General features: G+C 67.6%; 12 protein-coding genes, 1 other RNA gene and 1 pseudogene. 12 read left to right on the top strand and 2 right to left on the bottom strand.

The annotated features are described in order from the left end of the window. Nucleotides 1-77: 77 nt before the first annotated feature. Complete coding sequence (locus BcFMB_RS08750) at nucleotides 78-854, bottom strand: GTP pyrophosphokinase (RefSeq protein WP_099721577.1); 777 nt, start codon at nucleotides 852-854, stop codon at nucleotides 78-80. Nucleotides 855-992: 138 nt separating this feature from the next. Between BcFMB_RS08750 and miaB the strand changes: the two genes are divergently transcribed. The 9 genes and pseudogenes from miaB (at nucleotide 993) to BcFMB_RS08705 (ending at nucleotide 11,439) form a co-directional block, all read left to right on the top strand. After that, a complete protein-coding gene (gene miaB / locus BcFMB_RS08745) occupies nucleotides 993-2,438 on the top strand; it encodes a tRNA (N6-isopentenyl adenosine(37)-C2)-methylthiotransferase MiaB (RefSeq protein WP_024540542.1) in 1,446 nt (481 codons plus the stop codon). Nucleotides 2,439-2,544: 106 nt separating this feature from the next. After that, nucleotides 2,545-3,567: a tRNA (adenosine(37)-N6)-dimethylallyltransferase MiaA gene (gene miaA / locus BcFMB_RS08740; RefSeq protein WP_099721776.1), complete on the top strand. Its 1,023-nt coding sequence runs from the start codon at nucleotides 2,545-2,547 to the stop codon at nucleotides 3,565-3,567. Nucleotides 3,568-3,763: 196 nt separating this feature from the next. Further along, complete coding sequence (locus BcFMB_RS08735) at nucleotides 3,764-6,508, top strand: DNA translocase FtsK (RefSeq protein ID WP_418215017.1); 2,745 nt, start codon at nucleotides 3,764-3,766, stop codon at nucleotides 6,506-6,508. Nucleotides 6,509-6,550: 42 nt separating this feature from the next. Further along, nucleotides 6,551-7,189, top strand: a pseudogene (gene pgsA, locus BcFMB_RS08730) (CDP-diacylglycerol--glycerol-3-phosphate 3-phosphatidyltransferase); the annotation flags it as partial. A gap of 259 nt (nucleotides 7,190-7,448) precedes the next feature. Continuing rightward, complete coding sequence (locus BcFMB_RS08725) at nucleotides 7,449-8,039, top strand: CinA family protein (protein ID WP_033491534.1); 591 nt, start codon at nucleotides 7,449-7,451, stop codon at nucleotides 8,037-8,039. A gap of 63 nt (nucleotides 8,040-8,102) precedes the next feature. Then, nucleotides 8,103-8,618, top strand: coding sequence for a helix-turn-helix domain-containing protein (locus BcFMB_RS08720; protein WP_024540537.1), 516 nt, complete (start codon nucleotides 8,103-8,105; stop codon nucleotides 8,616-8,618). A 154-nt stretch (nucleotides 8,619-8,772) separates the two neighbouring features. Further along, nucleotides 8,773-9,012, top strand: coding sequence for a DUF3046 domain-containing protein (locus BcFMB_RS08715; RefSeq protein WP_024540536.1), 240 nt, complete (start codon nucleotides 8,773-8,775; stop codon nucleotides 9,010-9,012). Between the two features lie 298 nt (nucleotides 9,013-9,310). Beyond that, nucleotides 9,311-10,426 (top strand): recombinase RecA, encoded by a 1,116-nt coding sequence (gene recA / locus BcFMB_RS08710; RefSeq protein ID WP_162146633.1) that lies wholly within the window; start codon nucleotides 9,311-9,313, stop codon nucleotides 10,424-10,426. Then, nucleotides 10,426-11,439 (top strand): regulatory protein RecX, encoded by a 1,014-nt coding sequence (locus tag BcFMB_RS08705; protein ID WP_024540534.1) that lies wholly within the window; start codon nucleotides 10,426-10,428, stop codon nucleotides 11,437-11,439. The genes recA and BcFMB_RS08705 overlap by 1 nt, the downstream gene beginning before the upstream one ends. 8 nt (nucleotides 11,440-11,447) lie before the next feature. On the opposite strand, the gene rnpB is transcribed toward BcFMB_RS08705, so the two are convergent. Beyond that, nucleotides 11,448-11,821: RNase P RNA component class A (gene rnpB / locus BcFMB_RS08700), an RNA gene on the bottom strand. A gap of 193 nt (nucleotides 11,822-12,014) precedes the next feature. Here rnpB and hpf point away from each other — a divergent pair. The 3 genes from hpf (at nucleotide 12,015) to trpD (ending at nucleotide 17,142) form a co-directional block, all read left to right on the top strand. Then, entirely contained in the window at nucleotides 12,015-12,701 is a 687-nt protein-coding gene (gene hpf, locus BcFMB_RS08695) for a ribosome hibernation-promoting factor, HPF/YfiA family (protein ID WP_099721575.1), read from the top strand. Between the two features lie 260 nt (nucleotides 12,702-12,961). Then, a complete protein-coding gene (gene secA / locus BcFMB_RS08690; RefSeq protein WP_024540532.1) occupies nucleotides 12,962-15,895 on the top strand; it encodes a preprotein translocase subunit SecA in 2,934 nt (977 codons plus the stop codon). Nucleotides 15,896-16,092: 197 nt separating this feature from the next. Next, nucleotides 16,093-17,142 (top strand): anthranilate phosphoribosyltransferase, encoded by a 1,050-nt coding sequence (trpD, locus tag BcFMB_RS08685; RefSeq protein ID WP_024540531.1) that lies wholly within the window; start codon nucleotides 16,093-16,095, stop codon nucleotides 17,140-17,142. The last annotated feature ends 5 nt before the right edge of the window (nucleotides 17,143-17,147 follow it).

Genomic DNA, 17,147 nt, shown 5'->3' with positions numbered 1-17,147 from the left:
CGGAAGGCGGCCGACGCATCATCACGATGCGCCGGCCGCCTTCCGCTTTTTCGTTCGCCTCTGCGCCGTCGCCGCGCTCAGCCGAGCGGCCGCGTCCTGTCGTCCGTCGACGGCGCCTGCGTGCCCTGCGGCGCGCCGTTGATGTCCCGGTGGATCGACTGCATCTGCGTTTCGACGTTCTGCAGCGCGCGCGCGCAGTCGAGCAGCGTCTGCGAATGCTCGCTGAGCTTGGCGTCGGGAAGGTCGGTCTTGTAGCGCAGCGCGTGCTCGAGGCTCGCCCAGTAGTCCATCGCGATCGTGCGGAACTGCACCTCGACCGGCGTGTAGTGCGCGCCCGACGATAGGAACACCGGCACCGCGTAGATGACGTGCAGCGAACGGTAGCCGTTCTGCTTGGGGTTGAGGATGTAGTCCTTGACGCGCAGCACCTGGATGTCCGACTGCGCGGACAGGTAGTTGGCGACCGAGTACACGTCGTCGCGGTAGTTGCAGATGACGCGGATGCCGGCGACGTCGAAGAGGTTGTCGCGCACCGACCTGACGGTGATCGGCAGATGCTTGCGGTGCATCTTGTCGATGATCGAGTCGATCGACTTGAGGCGGCGCTCCATATGGTGGATCGGGTCGTGCGAGAAATGCACCTGGAACTCGGAGTCGAGGATCTCGAGCTTCGTGCTGATCTCGTACATCGCGCCCTCGTACACCTGCATCTGGTCGATGAACTCGCTCACGGCGTCCACGTCGGCGGTCTCGATCGGCGACGTGCCGTCGCGCTGCTCGAGCTCGTCGGCGATCGCGCTCAGGCGCGCACGCAGTTCGTTGGTGTTCACACGGTTCTGACGGTCAAGTATCACGATCGACCATTGTAGCGAGGTCACCTGCCGGGATGCTGGGAACGCCGCCGGCGCATGCGGCCGCGCGGTTGTGCGGCCGCCGTGACGATGCGCCGCCGGGCTCGCGCACTGTGCCCGCCGTCGGTTAGCATGTGCGGTATGAACGAAGAGATGATGACCGAAGAGGAGCGCGCGTTCGCGGACGCTCCCGCGGCGGCCGCGGACCGGGGCAGGGGCGTGTTCGCCGTGCACACGCTCGGCTGCCAGATGAACGTGCACGACTCCGAACGCATCGCCGGCGTCCTCGAGGCGGCCGGCTACGTGCGAGCGAGCCGGGAGCAGGAGGAGGCGCACGACCTCGACCTCATCGTCATGAACACCTGCGCGGTGCGCGAGAACGCCGCCGAACGCATGTACGGGACGATCGGCCTGTGGGCGAAGATGAAGCGTGAGCGCCCGCACATGCAGATCGCGATCGGCGGCTGCATGGCGCAGCTCGACCGCGAGCGCATCGCGAAGCGGACGCCGTGGGTCGACGCCGTCTTCGGCACGCGCAACATCGAGGACCTGCCGGCGCTGCTCGAAAGGACGAAGGCCACCGGACGCCCACAGACAAAGGTCAACGAGCGCCTCGAGGTCTTCCCGAGCGACCTGCCGGCGCACCGCGCGTCGAAGACGTCGGCGTGGGTGGCGATCTCGGTCGGCTGCAACAACACCTGCACGTTCTGCATCGTGCCGACGACGCGTGGACGCGAACGCGACCGTCGTCCCGGCGACGTGCTCGCCGAGATCCGCGCCGTCGTCGCCGGCGGCGCGAAGGAGGTCACGTTGCTCGGTCAGAACGTGAACTCCTACGGCTACGGCATCGGCGACCGCTACGCGTTCTCGAAGCTGCTGCGCGCGTGCGGCGACATCGAAGGCCTCGAACGTGTGCGCTTCACGTCGCCGCATCCGGCCGCGTTCACCGACGACGTCATCGCGGCGATGGCCGAGACGCCGAACGTCATGCACCAGCTGCACTTCCCGCTGCAGTCGGGCTCCGACCGCATCCTGCGCGCGATGCGCCGCTCGTACCGTTCGGGGAGGTTCCTGGCGATCCTGGACAAGATCCGCGAAGCGATGCCGGACGCGCAGATCTCGACCGATGTCATCGTTGGCTTCCCCGGCGAGACCGAGGAGGACTTCCAGGACACGCTGCGCGTCGTCGAGCGGGCGCGGTTCTCGTCGGCGTTCACGTTCATCTACTCGCCGCGTCCGGGCACGCCGGCGGCGGCGATGGAGCAGGTGCCGCACGACGTGGCGCGCGAGCGCATCGAACGGCTACTCGCGCTGCAGGAGCGCATCACCGCCGAGAACCTGCGCGGCTTCGAGGGACGCGACGTCGAGGTCATGGTGACCGGCCGCGCCGGCAAGAAGGACGGCGAGACGCATCGCGTCACCGGCCGCGAGCGCACCGGCGTGCTCGTGCACGTCGGCGTGCCGCAGGGCGAACCGATGCCCGAGGTCGGCGACTTCGTGACGGCGACGGTCACGCACGCCGGCGTGCACAACCTCATCGCCGACCCGGACGTCGCGGCCGGGCAGACCTACATGGTGCGGCGCTGAGCGATCGATCGGAAAGGCGAAGGAGACGAAGCATATGACGAAGGACGATGAACGGACGCGCGACATCGATGTGACGGCGGACGGCGCCGGCGGCGCCGGCAAGGGCATGTGCGGAGCGGACCCGGACGCCGCGGATCGGCGGACGACGACGCCGCGGCTCGTGTCGATCGTCGGGCCGACGGCCTCGGGCAAGACCGGCCTCGGCGTCGCGATCGCGCAGCGGCTCGCCGAACGCGGCGAACGCGCCGAGATCGTCAACGCGGACGCCTACCAGATGTACAGGGGAATGGACATCGGCACCGCGAAGGCGAGCGCCGCCGAACGCGCCGCCGTGCCGCACCATCTGCTCGACGTCATCGGACCGGACGAGACGATGTCGGTCGCGCGCTTCCAGCGGATGGCGCGCGAGTGCATCGCCGACCTGCAGACGCGCGGAATCCGCCCGATCCTCGTCGGCGGCTCGGGGCTGTATGCGCGCGCGGCGATCGACGACATCACGTTCCCGGGCACCGACCCGGCCGTACGCGCGCGGCTCGAGGAGCGCGCCGAACGCGAGGGGCCGGGCGTCCTGTTCGCCGAGCTCGAGCGGCTCGACCCCGAGGCCGCGGCGCGCATGGATCCGCACAACCCGCGGCGCACGGTGCGCGCGCTCGAGGTGATTGAGGTCACCGGCAGGCCGTATTCGGCGTCGCTGCCGCGCTACCGCTACGTCATCCCGTCGGTGCAGCTCGGCCTCGACCTGCCGCGCGCCGAGCTCGACCGGCGCATCGACCTGCGCACGCAGGCGATGTTCGGCGACGGCTTCGTCGACGAGGTGCGCGCCCTGCGGCCGCATCTGGGCGTGACGGCGGCACGCGCGCTCGGCTACCAGCAGGTCATCGACTACCTCGACGGCCTGGCCGACCTCGACGAGACGCGCTTCCTCGTCGCGCAGCGCACGAAGCGCCTCGCACGCAAGCAGATGGGCTGGTTCGGCCGCGACCCGCGCATCCACTGGCTGCAGGCGCTCAACCCGCGGCTCGTCGACCTGGCGATGGAGATCGTCGACATGGCCGACCGCGGCGGCTACGACGCCATCGACATGCATGCGGACGAATACGTCCAGCATCATCTCGGCGACCTGTCGTGACATGTCCGGCCCCGGCTGCGCGTGCCGCCGGGGCGGGCGCGGCCTCGCGGTAGAATCAAGGACTGTTATGGCACGATCCACATCCTCGAACGCAAGCAAACGACCGCGCAAGGCGAGCTCGAACGGCTCGTCGGCGCCGGCGGCGAAGGGGCGCAGTACGGCGCAGGCCGCCGAAGAACCCTCATGGAAGCGGGCGCTGCTCGCGGTGCCGCGTGCCTTCGGCGCCGCCGTGCGCAAGGTGAGCGTCGGCGACTACGACCCGGCGTACCGGCGCGACGGACTGTGCTTCGTGCTCATCGTGCTCGCCGTCTTCTTCATCGGCTCCGAATGGTTCCGCGTCGAAGGGCCGCTCGGTCAGGGCCTGCACGCCTTCGCATCCGGCCTGTTCGGCGTCATGAGCGTCGTCGTGCCGGTGCTGCTCGTGCTCGTCTCGGTCCGACTGATCCGCAACTCCGGCAAGGGCTCGGGCAATCCGAGCGTGCTCGTCGGCTGGACGATGCTGCTGTGGTCGGTGTGTTCGATCATCGACGTCGTCATGGCGGCCGACACGAAGGAGTTCTCCTGGTCCAACCTGCAGCACGCCGGCGGCCTGTTCGGCTTCCTGATCGGCTCGCCGCTCGCGTGGGGGCTCTCGCAGACCTTCGCGATCGTCGTGTTCGTCGTCTCCGCGCTGTTCTCGCTGCTGCTCATCACACGCACCCACGTCACCGAGGTCCCCGGCAAGCTGCGCTCGCTGTTCGGTCGCGACGCACGCGAGGAGCGCCGCGAGGACGGCGACGACGACCGGTTCCCGGACGAGGTGCGCGTCGGCGACGACGACACGCTACGCTTCGCCGAGGGCGTGCCGACGCATGACGGCGACGACGACGGGGAGGACGCGCGGCCCCGTCGCGAAGGGTTCCTCAGCCGCCTGTTCCGCCGTCGTTCCAGGCGCGACGGCGACGGCAGGCTCGACAGCTACGCCGGCGACGAGGCCTTCGTCAACGCGGCGAGCCGGCACGGCGAGGCCGCCGAGACGCGCGTCGCCGGCTCGCCGCGCACGGTGAGCAGCGGCGGCGCCTACAACGACGACGCGACGCGCAGCATCGACTCGAACACCTGGTCGGCGCAGCAGCCGGTCGTCCATACGACGCCGATGCCGTCGGGGTCGATGCCGGCGGCATCGGCGGCGAACGACCCGTGGGATGCGCTCGACGACGACGCGTCGTCGCTGCTCGTCTCGCTGCGCACCGGCGAGGTCGCCGACATGCACGCGGCGCGGCAGCCACGCGTCGACTGCGCCGCGGCCGCACCGGCGCAGACCTCCGTTCCATCCGCCGCCTCGCAGGTCTCCGCCCAGGCCGGCGCCGCGGTCTCCGGCGATGCGGAGGACTCGCAGGCCGCGCTCGACGCGGGCGCCGAACTCGCGCCGTACCGGCTGCCCGACCTGAACCTGCTGATGAAGGGCAAGCCGCACGCGGCGCACACGCAGGCGAACGACAACGTCATCCGCGCGCTCAACAACACGTTCCGGCAGTTCAAGGTCGACGCGAAGGTCGTCGGCTTCCTGCGCGGCCCGTCGGTCACGCAGTACGAGGTCGAGGTCGCCCCGGGCGTCAAGGTCGAGAAGGTGACGAACCTCGACAAGAACATCGCCTACGCCGTCGCGAGCTCCGACGTGCGCATCCTCTCGCCGATCCCCGGCAAGTCGGCGATCGGCATCGAGATCCCGAACACCGACCGCGAGATCGTCCATCTGGGCGACGTGCTGCGCTCGGACAAGGCGATGAACGACCCCAACCCGATGCTCGCCGGCGTCGGCAAGGACGTCGAGGGCCACTTCGTGACCGCCGACCTGACGAAGATGCCGCATCTGCTCGTCGCCGGCGCCACCGGCTCGGGCAAGTCGAGCTTCATCAACTCGATGCTCACGTCGATCATCATGCGCGCCACGCCCGATCAGGTGCGCATGATCATGGTCGACCCCAAGCGCGTCGAACTGTCCGCGTACGCCGGCATCCCGCATCTGCTCACGCCGATCATCACCGATCCGAAGAAGGCCGCGCAGGCGCTCGAATGGGTCGTCAAGGAGATGGACGCGCGCTACAGCGACCTCGAGTTCTTCGGCTTCCGCCACGTCAAGGACTTCAACGAGGCGGTGCGCGCAGGCAAGGTGCACGCGCCGGCCGGCTCGAAGCGCAAGGTGGCGCCGTACCCGTACCTGCTCGTCGTCGTCGACGAGATGGCTGACCTGATGATGGTCGCGAAGAACGACGTCGAAAGCTCGATCCAGCGCATCACGCAGCTCGCGCGCGCCGCCGGCGTCCATCTCGTGCTCGCCACGCAGCGCCCGTCGGTCGACGTCGTCACCGGTCTGATCAAGGCGAACATCCCGTCGAGGCTCGCCTTCGCGACGTCGTCGGCGACCGATTCGCGCGTCATCCTCGACGCGACCGGCGCCGAGACGCTCATCGGCCAGGGCGATGCGCTGTTCATGCCGATGGGCATGGCCAAGCCGATCCGCGTACAGGGCGCATGGGTCAACGAATCGGAGATCCGCAAGGCCGTCGATTTCGTGCGCCGGCAGCGCAAGCCGCACTACCGTCCGGACATCGAGCAGATGGCGAACGAGGCGGAGAAGTCGAAGCTCGACCCGACCGAGGACATCGGCGGCGACATGGACGAGCTGCTGCAGGCAGCCGAGCTCGTCGTCAGCTCGCAGTTCGGCTCGACGTCGATGCTGCAGCGCAAGCTGCGCGTCGGCTTCGCGAAGGCGGGACGACTGATGGACCTGCTCGAGTCGCGCGGCGTCGTCGGCCCGTCGGAGGGCTCGAAGGCGCGCGAGGTGCTCGTGCAGCCGACCGACCTGCCGCAGGTGCTCGCGTTCATCAAGGGCGAGACGACGTCGCTGACCGGCGGCGCGCAGCCGGCGCAGGAGACGCCGGGCGCGTCCGGGGCCTGAGCGGCGGCGCCCTGTCATACGGCGTGGGGTAGTCTGAACGGCATGGAACAGCGAAGCAAACGTTCATCATGGTGGGACGGATGGAACGCCCCGCCCAATCTCGTCACCTTCTCCCGCATCATCCTCGTCGTCGTCTTCCTCGGCCTGTACATCGGCGCCGGGCAGTGGGGCTCGCGCAGCATGGGCATGCGCTGGGCGGCGGCGATCATCTTCGCCGTCGCGGCGTCGACCGACAAGATCGATGGCTGGATGGCGCGCAAGTACAATCAGGTGACCGAGCTGGGCAAGCTGCTCGATCCGATCGCGGACAAGCTGCTCACGCTCGGCACGCTCATCGTGGCCGCGAGCCTCAACGAGTTCGGCATCGCATGGCTCGGCTGGGTCGTCACGGCGCTGTTCGTCGTGCGCGAGGTCGGCATCACGGTGATGCGCTTCCTCGTCATCGACCACGGCGGCGCCGTCATCGCCGCGTCCCAGCTTGGCAAGTACAAGACCTTCACGCAGTGCCTGGGTCTGGGGCTGCTGCTCATCCCGGTGTGGTCCTTCGCTCCTGCCGGCGCACATCCGGCGTGGCTGACCGTCTACTTCGTCATCGCCTACACGCTCATCTACGTCTCGTTGATCCTGTGCCTGTATTCGGGCTGGCAGTACGTCAACGGCGTGCTCAAGGCGTCGAAGGACTCCGGCGCGCACGTCAAGGACGCACAGGGCGGCGCCGACGCGGTCGCGGCCAAGCCCGATGCGGACAATGCCGCGGCCACGCAGGACCGTCCCGGCGACGACGCCGCGCCGTCCAAGGGCTGAGCGGGGCTCCGCGGCGGCGTCTGCCTGCGGGCGGGCGGCGCCGGTGACGACATGCCGCCCGGTGGTCTTCATGTGTGCGCGCTCCTAGTATGGAGCGCGCACACGCATATGCAGGCACAACGGAAGGTGGATGGTCATGGCACAGTTCGCGGGCGAAGGCGCCGATCCGCGCCTGATCGAGGACATGGGGCAGCTGCGTCGCTACTGCGACGTGCAGGCAGCGGCGATCCTGGAGTGGTGCGCCGAACGTGGCGTGAGGATCGCATGCGCCGAATCGCTCACCGGCGGCCTGCTCGCCGATGCCTTCGTCCGGATCCCCGGAGCCTCCCGGGTGTTCCTCGGATCGGCCGTGACCTATGACATCCATGCGAAGGCGAAGGTGCTCGGCGTCGACGCCGAGCTGCTGCGCACGCACGGCGCCGTCGACCCCGAGGTGGCCCGACAGATGGCGGCGCGGACGGCGCAACTGTTCAGCCAACCGGAATATCGCTCCGGGATTATCGGACTGTCGACGACCGGCGTCGCCGGTCCCGGTCCAGATGGCGGAAAACCGGCCGGACTAGTGTACTTCGGCGTGTCGCTTCCGCAAAACGAGTTTTTCCACACAGGGTCTTCACGTTATGCAAAGGCGTTGAATTTGCAAGGTTCCAGAGACGTTATTAGACAGCGGACCGTGGGTTGTGTTCTGGGAAACCTGAGACAATTCACAGGTTCTTCACAGGATTGATTCCCGATACTGGAGAAGAAGAACACTGTCGATAAGGAAAGGAGTGTAATCGCCATGAACAATATGGATATGATGACTTTCACCGAAGGACAGACCGAGGTCAAGAAGGTTGAGGTCCCCACTCCGTCGCGTAACGGAACGGCGCGTATGCGCGAACTGACGCCGGCCCAGCGCCGCGCTGTCATGTTCGCGCAGCAGCAGGTGCTTTGTGCGCGCGCGGCCAAGAAGGCCAAGGACGAGCGTCAGGCGGCGCTCGTGCGCATGTGGCAGGAGGAGGACGCCGAGACCGCCAAGCCCCGCACCGTCATCCGCAAGCGCGAGACGATGGGTGAGGTCAAGGAGGTCTCGCTGCGCGAGGCCATCGGCCATGTGCTGCGCGACCTGCGTACGCACGACCATAAGACGCTGCGCGAGGTCAGCGAGAAGGCCGGCGTCTCCCTCGGCTATCTCTCCGAAGTCGAGCGCGGACAGAAGGAGGCCAGCTCCGAACTGCTCGCGTCGATCTCCGAATCGCTCGGCCTGAGCACTTCGCAGATGCTGCGTATGGTCGCCGACTACCTCGACTCCGTGGACGCCTGAACGGCGGGCCGGCGTGCCGCGCCGCACCTGACCGCCGCCCGCATTTGAACATGGATGGGGACACCCCGTGAGGGGTGTCCCCATCCATGTTTGTGCAAGTCCGTCCGGTTCCGGGTCTTTTGCACGCGCCGCGGACGGTGTACAGTGGCGCGGTATGCGTGAACGAGAATTCTGGGAACTGCTTGAGGAAGTGTTCGGCAGAAGCTACGGGCGTGCGCTCGCCCATGATCAGCGCCTGACGAAACTCGGCGGCAGGACCGTCGTCGAGGCGCTCGACGACGGCGAGGAGCCGCGCGTCGTATGGAACGTGCTGTGCGATCAGATGGACGTCCCCGATGCGCGGCGCTGGGGCAAGGACCATGTCGCACCGCCGCTGCCGGTCGACTTCCGCTGACGGCGCCGGCGCGGCGATGCCGGAGGCGACACGCCGACGACATTCGAACAAATGTTCGCATCTTCGGGTATGATGGTGTCTCGGCACAACCGACACGGCTGTGCGGCGCTCGGCGAAATGTGGATGACGGCATCGTCCGTACACATGCCCCGTCACGCTGGACGGACGCCGCGCGGCGCGCATACCGTGGAGGGTGCCCGGGCGGTCCCGGCCGCGTGGGGCCCGTGGCATCGTAAGACAAAGGAGGGCTGCAATGGCAGCAGCGAAGGCGGAGAAAGCCAAGGAGTCCGACAAGGACATGAGCTTCGGGCCGAATGTGGACCCGCGGCGTCAGGAGGCGCTCAGGAACGCGCTCAAGCAGGTGGAGAAGAGCTTCGGCAAGGGATCGGCGATGCGTCTGGGCGACAAGCCGGTGCAGGACGTCGAGGTCATCCCGACCGGCTCGCTCGCGCTCGACATGGCGCTCGGCATCGGCGGTCTGCCGCGTGGCCGCATCGTCGAGATCTACGGACCCGAATCGTCGGGCAAGACGACGCTCGCGCTCCACGTCGTCGCGAACGCGCAGAAGAACGGCGGCGTCGCGGCGTTCATCGACGCCGAGCACGCGCTCGACCCGGTCTACGCGCGCAATCTGGGCGTCGACACCGATTCGCTCATCGTCTCGCAGCCGGACAACGGCGAGCAGGCGCTGGAGATCGCGGACATGCTCATCCGCTCCGGTGCGCTCGACGTCATTGTCATCGACTCGGTCGCGGCGCTCGTGCCGAAGGCCGAGATCGAAGGCGACATGGGCGACAGCCACGTCGGCCTGCAGGCGCGCCTGATGAGCCAGGCGCTGCGCAAGATGACCGGCGCGCTCGCGCAGGCGAACACGACGGCGATCTTCATCAACCAGCTGCGCGAGAAGATCGGCGTCTTCTTCGGCAGTCCGGAGACGACGACCGGCGGCAAGGCGCTCAAGTTCTACGCGTCGGTGCGCATGGACATCCGCCGCATCCAGACGCTCAAGAACGGCGACGAGGCGGTCGGCAACCGCACGAAGGTCAAGGTCGTCAAGAACAAGATGGCGCCGCCCTTCAAGTCGGCCGAGTTCGACGTGCTCTACGGCGAGGGCATCTCGCGCGAGGGCTCGGTGCTCGACATGGCGCTGCAGACCGACATCGTCAAGAAGTCCGGCTCGTGGTTCACCTACGAGGGCGAACAGCTCGGCCAGGGACGCGAGAACGTGCGCCGCTTCCTCAAGGACAATCCGCAGATCGTCGACGAGATCGAGAACAAGGTCAAAATCGCCTACGGCCTCATCGACGCGCCCGAGGACACCTTCGCGCAGGGTGAGGAGGTCGAGTCGACGATCGAGTCCGAGGACATCGCCGCGACCGAGGCCGGCGGCGAGACGGCGAAGAAGAACGGCTGATGATCTCCGTCGAGGAGTTCCTCGCGGCGCATCCGGTGCCGGCGGCGCCGCGGGACGATGCCGCCGCGCGCAGGCCTGCGGGAAACGGCTGTGGCGCCGGCGGTCCCGCGTCGGCCGCGGACGAGTCCGCTCCGGTTGCTTCCGGCGCCGATCGGCGGTCCGTGGACGTCGCCGACGGCGTCGTCGGCGACGATGAGTCCGGATTCTCCGATGACGACGCCGACCGCGCCGCCGCGCAGGCGATCGCCGACGGCGGCACTGCGATGGACGTCGACGTCGACGCGGATATGGGGGCATCCGCGGATCCGCCGCGCCCCGTATCGCGTTTCGGCGGCACCTTCGGCGCGTCGCGGGACGACGACGTCGTCCGTTACGCGCGTGGCGGACGGCGTGCGCGCGATGGGCGACGGGGCCGCGGGGAGCGACGCGGAGGATATGGAAAGGACGGCGCCGGCGCAGGCCTTGGCGGCCGGCGGCGCTCGTCGGGCGGCTTCGCCTATACGCCGACGGACGATCCGCACGACGAGGAACGGTGCAAGGAGGCGGCGCTGCGGCTGCTCGACGCCGCCGCGCGTTCGACGGGCGCATTGCGCGCCAAGCTCGCCGAACGCGGCTACGCCGACGACGTCATCGGCAGGGTCGTCGAGCGTCTGACCGAGCTGCGGCTGCTCGACGACGAGGAGTACGCGCGCTCGGTCGCGCGCTCCTGCGTGAACCGGATGATGGGGATGCGCGGCGCCGTAATGGAGATGACGCGCAAGGGCGTCGACCGTGCGTTGGCGACGCGCGTCGCCGCAGAGGCGGCCGACGACGGCGTCTTCGTCGACGCGGCGTGGGCGCTCGGACGCTCCGTCGCCGCACGCACGCGCGGTAAGGATCCGCAGACCGCACACCGGCGCTTCTGGAGCGCGGGCGGGCGCAAGGGGCATGACCCGCAGACGCTGCGCGAGGTCAGCGAGGCATTGTTCGCCATGCGGGGATCCGATATGTCGACCGACGACGAACGTGAATGATGGGGCGAAGGGTGAGACCTCTTATACCCCGGGTTCTGTCGTGGCGCGGCGTCCCGGGACGTCGCGCCACGGATGGCCATCCATCTCGACCTGACGTCGCCGTCAGGCTCTAGCAGCCTACCCGAAGACATTGGGCGAGCAGCCCTCAAGCGTCTTCTGCTTGGCCTTGCTCCCGATGAGGCTTGCCATGCGGCCGACTGTTGCCAGCGGCCCGGTGGTCTCTTACACCGCCGTTTCACCCTTACCCGTCCCGAGGGACGGGCGGTCTGTTCTCTGCTGCGCTATCTCTCAGGTCGCCCTGGGCGGACGTTATCCGCCATCGTGCTCTGCGGAGCCCGGAAGTTCCTCAACCATTGCTGGTCGCGGCCATCAAGAGGTCTCAAAGGCAGTATTCTAACACGATGCGCGACATCGCCGCCAACCGTGGGCATCGTCGTATCGAAAAAAGTTAAACCATCGGCTTTACCGCATTTTCCCGCATGTCGTCGGTTACAATGAGTGGTATCCGGACGGCGGCACCGTCGTCTCGGTCCGTATATAGCGGCATGGCGCCGCTTGAGTCTAGGGAGGTCCACATGGATATCGTGATTACCGGCCGTCACATTCAGATCAAGCAGAAGTTCCGTGACGTCGTCGAAAGCAAGATGAATCGTGTGACCGCAATCGCCCCCGATGCGCAGCGCGTCCAGGTCGTGCTGTCGCATGAGGGCAATCCGCGCCTGCATGACACGGCGATGCGCGTCGAGCTCACCGTCATCGCCGGCTCGACTGTCATCCGCGCCGAGGCGTCGAGCCTCGACGAGATCAGCGCGCTCGATCTGGCGCTCGACAAGCTGACGCTGCGTCTGCGCCGTGCGCGTGACCGCCGCAAGGATCACCGCAAGAACTACACGCCGGTCCCGGTCGACGCGGGCGAGTTCGTCTCGCCGTCCGAGGAGGAAGAGGACATCATGGGCGCCGCCGCCGACGCCAACAGCCCGGCCGCCGCGGTCGCCTCCGACCTCGGCCCCGGCGAGTCCATCGAGGTGCACGTTGGCGACACGCCGATCGTCATCCGCCGCAAGCTCCACGTCGCCGAGCCGATGAGCATCGACGAGGCGCTCTACGAGATGGAGCTCATCGGACACGACTTCTTCCTGTTCGTCAACAAGGACACGATGCGTCCGTCGGTCGTCTACCACCGCCACGGCTGGAGCTACGGCGTCTTCGAGATCGACACCCCGGAGAACATCAAGAAGGCCGAGGAGGCCAAGAAGGCCTGAACCGAGGCCGGCGCCGCCGATCTGAAGGGGTCGCGGCGCGAAACGGACGATCGGAGCCGACTCCCGAGGAGGGGAGCTGGCTCCGATTCGTTTTTTCCGGATCCGCATCCGCGAGGCAGGGGGTGGACGGTCGGGTCGGTTGTGGACGTCTTGTGACGGAACATGAGAAACTTACGTAAACAGGTCGGAAAACGTGCGGAAAAATCCGTGCGCTCGCTATCGTTGATGATGTTAGCGACCATCTCACAAAGGGAGTGACATTGGTAGACATCGTAGACAAGGCCCTCCGCATGGGCGAAGGCCGTCAGATCAAGCGCCTGGAGAACGTGGCCAAGGAGGTCAACGCGCTCGAGGACCAGATCTCGGCGCTCAGCGACGAGGAGCTCAAGGGCCAGACCGCCAAGTTCAAGCAGAAGCTCGACAACGGCGCGACGCTCGACGACATCATGGCCGAGGCCTTCGCCACCGTGCGCGAGGTCTCGAAGCGCACGCTCGGCCAGCGCCACTTCGACGTCCAGCTCATGGGCGGTGCGGCGCTGCACTGGGGCAACATCGCCGAAATGAAGACCGGTGAAGGCAAGACGCTCGTCGCGACGCTGCCGAGCTACCTCAACGCGCTCGAAGGCAAGGGCGTGCACGTCATCACCGTCAACGACTACCTCGCCAGCTACCAGAGCGAGCTCATGGGCCGCATCTACCGCTTCCTCGGCATGAGCGTCGGCTGCATCGTCACCGGACAGAAGCCGCCGGAGCGCCGTAAGCAGTACAACGCGGACATCACCTACGGCACGAACAACGAGTTCGGCTTCGACTACCTGCGCGACAACATGGCGTGGGAGAAGAACGAGCTCGTGCAGCGCGGCCACCACTACGCGATCGTCGACGAGGTCGACTCGATCCTCATCGACGAGGCCCGTACGCCGCTGATCATCTCCGGGCCGGCCGAGGGCGACGTGACGCGCTGGTACCGCCAGTTCGCCAAGCTCGTGCTCAAGCTCGTGCGCGACGAGGACTACGAGGTCGACGAGAAGAAGAAGACCGTCGGCATCCTCGACCCAGGCATCACGAAGATCGAGGACTACCTCGGCATCGACAACCTGTACGAGCCGAGCAACACGGCGCTCATCGGTTACCTCAACAACGCGATCAAGGCCAAGGAGCTGTTCCTGCGCGACCGCGACTACGTCGTCACCGGCGGCGAGGTGCTCATCGTCGACGAGCACACCGGCCGCATCCTGCCGGGGCGCCGCTACAACGAGGGTCTGCACCAGGCGATCGAGGCGAAGGAGAACGTCGAGGTCAAGGCCGAGAACCAGACCTTCGCGACGATCACGCTGCAGAACTACTTCCGCATGTACGACAAGCTCGCCGGCATGACCGGCACCGCCGAGACCGAGGCCGCCGAGTTCATGGGCACCTACAAGCTCGGCGTGCTGCCGATCCCGACGAACCGCCCGATGATCCGCAAGGACAAGGACGACCTGATCTTCCGCACGAAGAAGGAGAAGCTCCAGGCGATCATCAAGGACGTCGCCGCCCGCTACAAGAAGGGCCAGCCGGTCCTGCTCGGCACCGCGTCCGTCGAGGCCTCCGAGGTCGTCTCCTCGCTGCTCGACGTCGCCGGCATCCCGCACAAGGTCCTCAACGCGAAGCAGCACGAGAAGGAGGCGGCCGTCGTCGCCGTCGCCGGCCGCAAGGGCGCCGTGACCGTCGCGACGAACATGGCGGGCCGAGGCACCGACATCATGCTCGGCGGCAACGTCGAGTTCCTCGCCGACGCCAAGCTCAAGGAGGAGGGCTACTCGCCGGAGGACACGCCGGAGGAGTACGAGAAGCTGTGGCCCGAGACCCTCAAGCAGATCAAGGAGCAGGTCAAGGACGAGCATGAGGAGGTCGTCGAGCTCGGCGGCCTGTACGTGCTCGGCACCGAGCGCCACGAGTCGCGCCGCATCGACAACCAGCTGCGCGGCCGTTCCGGCCGTCAGGGCGATCCGGGCGAGTCCCGCTTCTACCTGAGCCTCGAGGACGACCTGATGCGCCTGTTCAACACGCAGCTCGTCGCGCGCGTCATGGCCAAGGGCATGCCGGAGGGCGAGCCGATCGAGTCGAAGGCCGTCTCCAAGGGCGTGCGCAACGCGCAGAAGGCCGTCGAGTCGCGCAACTTCGAGATCCGCAAGAACGTCCTCAAGTACGACGACGTGATGAACAAGCAGCGCACCGTCATCTACTCCGAGCGTCAGGCGGTGCTCAAGGGCGAGGACATCCACGAGGACATCGAGCGCTTTATCCGTGACACGGTCGCCAGCTACGTGACCGGCGCCAAGCGCGGCTCCGACAAGCCGAAGGACTGGGACTGGGACGGCATGTTCAAGGCCGTGCGCGGGCTCTTCCCGACGACCGTGACCGAGGACGAGGCCAAGCAGGCCGCCGAGGGCCTCAAGGGCGCGAAGGCCGTCGACGCCGTCGTCGACCTCTTCGTCAAGGACGCGCAGGAGCAGTACGCGAAGTACGAGGACAGGCTCGGCAGCGAGGGCCTGCGCACGCTCGAACGCCGCGTCGTGCTCGCCGTGCTCGACCGCAAGTGGCGCGAGCACCTCTACGAGATGGACTACCTCAAGGACGGCATCGGCCTGCGCGGCATGGGCCAGCGCGATCCGCTCGTCGAGTACCAGCGCGAAGGCTACCAGATGTACAACTCGATGATCGAGGCGATCAAGGAGGAGAGCATCCAGCTGCTGTTCCATGTGGACATCGACTCAGTCGCGCAGACGCAGGACCATGAGGACATGGCCCAGGACGTCACCGACGACCAGGTCGTCGACGAGGCCGAGGTCGCGCTCGGCGAGGGCGCCGACGTCGACGAACGCGACTCGGACGAGGTGCGCATCGTCGAACCGGAGGAGCCGTCGCGCTACGACGACACGGCCGACGAGACCGCCGTCGCGCTCGGCGACGCCGTCAAGAAGGAGGTCGACGAGGTCTACGACGAGACGCACGGCATCGTCGGCCCGGCCCCGATCTCGCATGCCGAAGGCAAGGTCCCGGCGGACAAGCGCCCGAAGAACGAGGAGCTCAAGACGCCGTGGGCGGACGGCCGCACGTTCCCGGGCACGCCGAAGAACGCGCAGTGCCCGTGCGGTTCGGGTCGCAAGTACAAGCTGTGCCACGGCCAGAACGAGCGCAAGGAGCAGTGAACTGAACATGTCCGGTCGCTGACCGGTTCATGACACGAAAGGGGCGCCCCGGCCATCATGGCCGCGGCGCCCCTTTCGTCGTTCGCACCGCCCCGCCGCCGGCGCGCGGATGACCATGATGCGGGAATCGAAACAGGTTCGTTGCACGGCCTTCCTAGACTGGGCGGTGCATTGTACGATATCGATGAGGAGAGGTCATGGCCGACATAACCTGGAAAACGATCCTGACGAAGCTCGTGAACGGCGGGCATCTGAGCGCCGAGGAATCCGAATGGTTCGTCGACGACCTCATGCAGGGCAACGCGCAGCCGGCGGCCGTCGGCGCCGTGCTCGCGACGCAGCAGCAGCTGGGGCTGACGGCCGACGAGGTCGCCGGCGCGGCGAAGGCGATGGTGGCGCACGCCGTCCCTCTCGACGTGGACCGCGAATGCACCGACATCGTCGGCACCGGCGGCGACGGCGCGCACACCGTCAACCTGTCGACGATGGGCGCCGTCATCGCGGCGGCCGCCGGCGTCATGATCGTCAAGCACGGCAACCGCGCGGCGAGCTCGAAGTGCGGCGCCGCCGACTGCCTCGAAGCGCTCGGGCTGCCGCTCGACCTGAGCCCGCAGGCCGTCGCCGAGATCGCCGATGAGGTGGGCATCACCTTCGCGTTCGCGAAGACCTTCCATCCGGCGATGCGCTTCGTCGGACCGGTGCGCGCCGCGCTCGGCGTGCCCTGCGTCTTCAACGTGCTCGGCCCGCTGACGAACCCGGCGCATCCGAAGCATATGGCGATCGGCTGCGCGAACCGGGCGATGAGCCCGATCATGGCCGCCGTCTACGCGGCGAACGGCCAGAGCGGCATGGTGTACACGTCGAACGAGGGACTCGACGAGATGGCGCCGACCGGCCCGATCTCGGTCTGGGAGTTCAAGGACGGCGAGGTGAGCGAGACGACCTTCGACCCGGTCGAGGAGCTGGGGCTTGCGAAGATCACGATCGACGACCTGCGCGGCGGCGAGCCGGACTACAACGCGCAGGCGGCGCGCGACCTGTTCGCGGGCGAGGACGTGCCGTTCCGCACGACGGCGCTGCTCAACGCCGCGTCGGCGATCGTCGCCGACGGTTCGCTCGTCGACGCCGAGGCGACGCTCGCCGAACGCTTCCGCCAGGCCTACACGATCGCCGAACGCACCGTCGACGACGGCAAGGCGCAGGCGCTGCTCGACGAGTGGATCGCCGTCGCGAAGAGCAAGGCCTGAGTTTG

This window comes from Bifidobacterium choerinum, from assembly GCF_002761235.1.
GTDB classification, from domain to species: domain Bacteria; phylum Actinomycetota; class Actinomycetes; order Actinomycetales; family Bifidobacteriaceae; genus Bifidobacterium; species Bifidobacterium choerinum.
The sequence above is the reverse complement of the archived record's forward strand: the minus strand, read 5'-3'. Positions and strand labels throughout refer to the sequence as shown.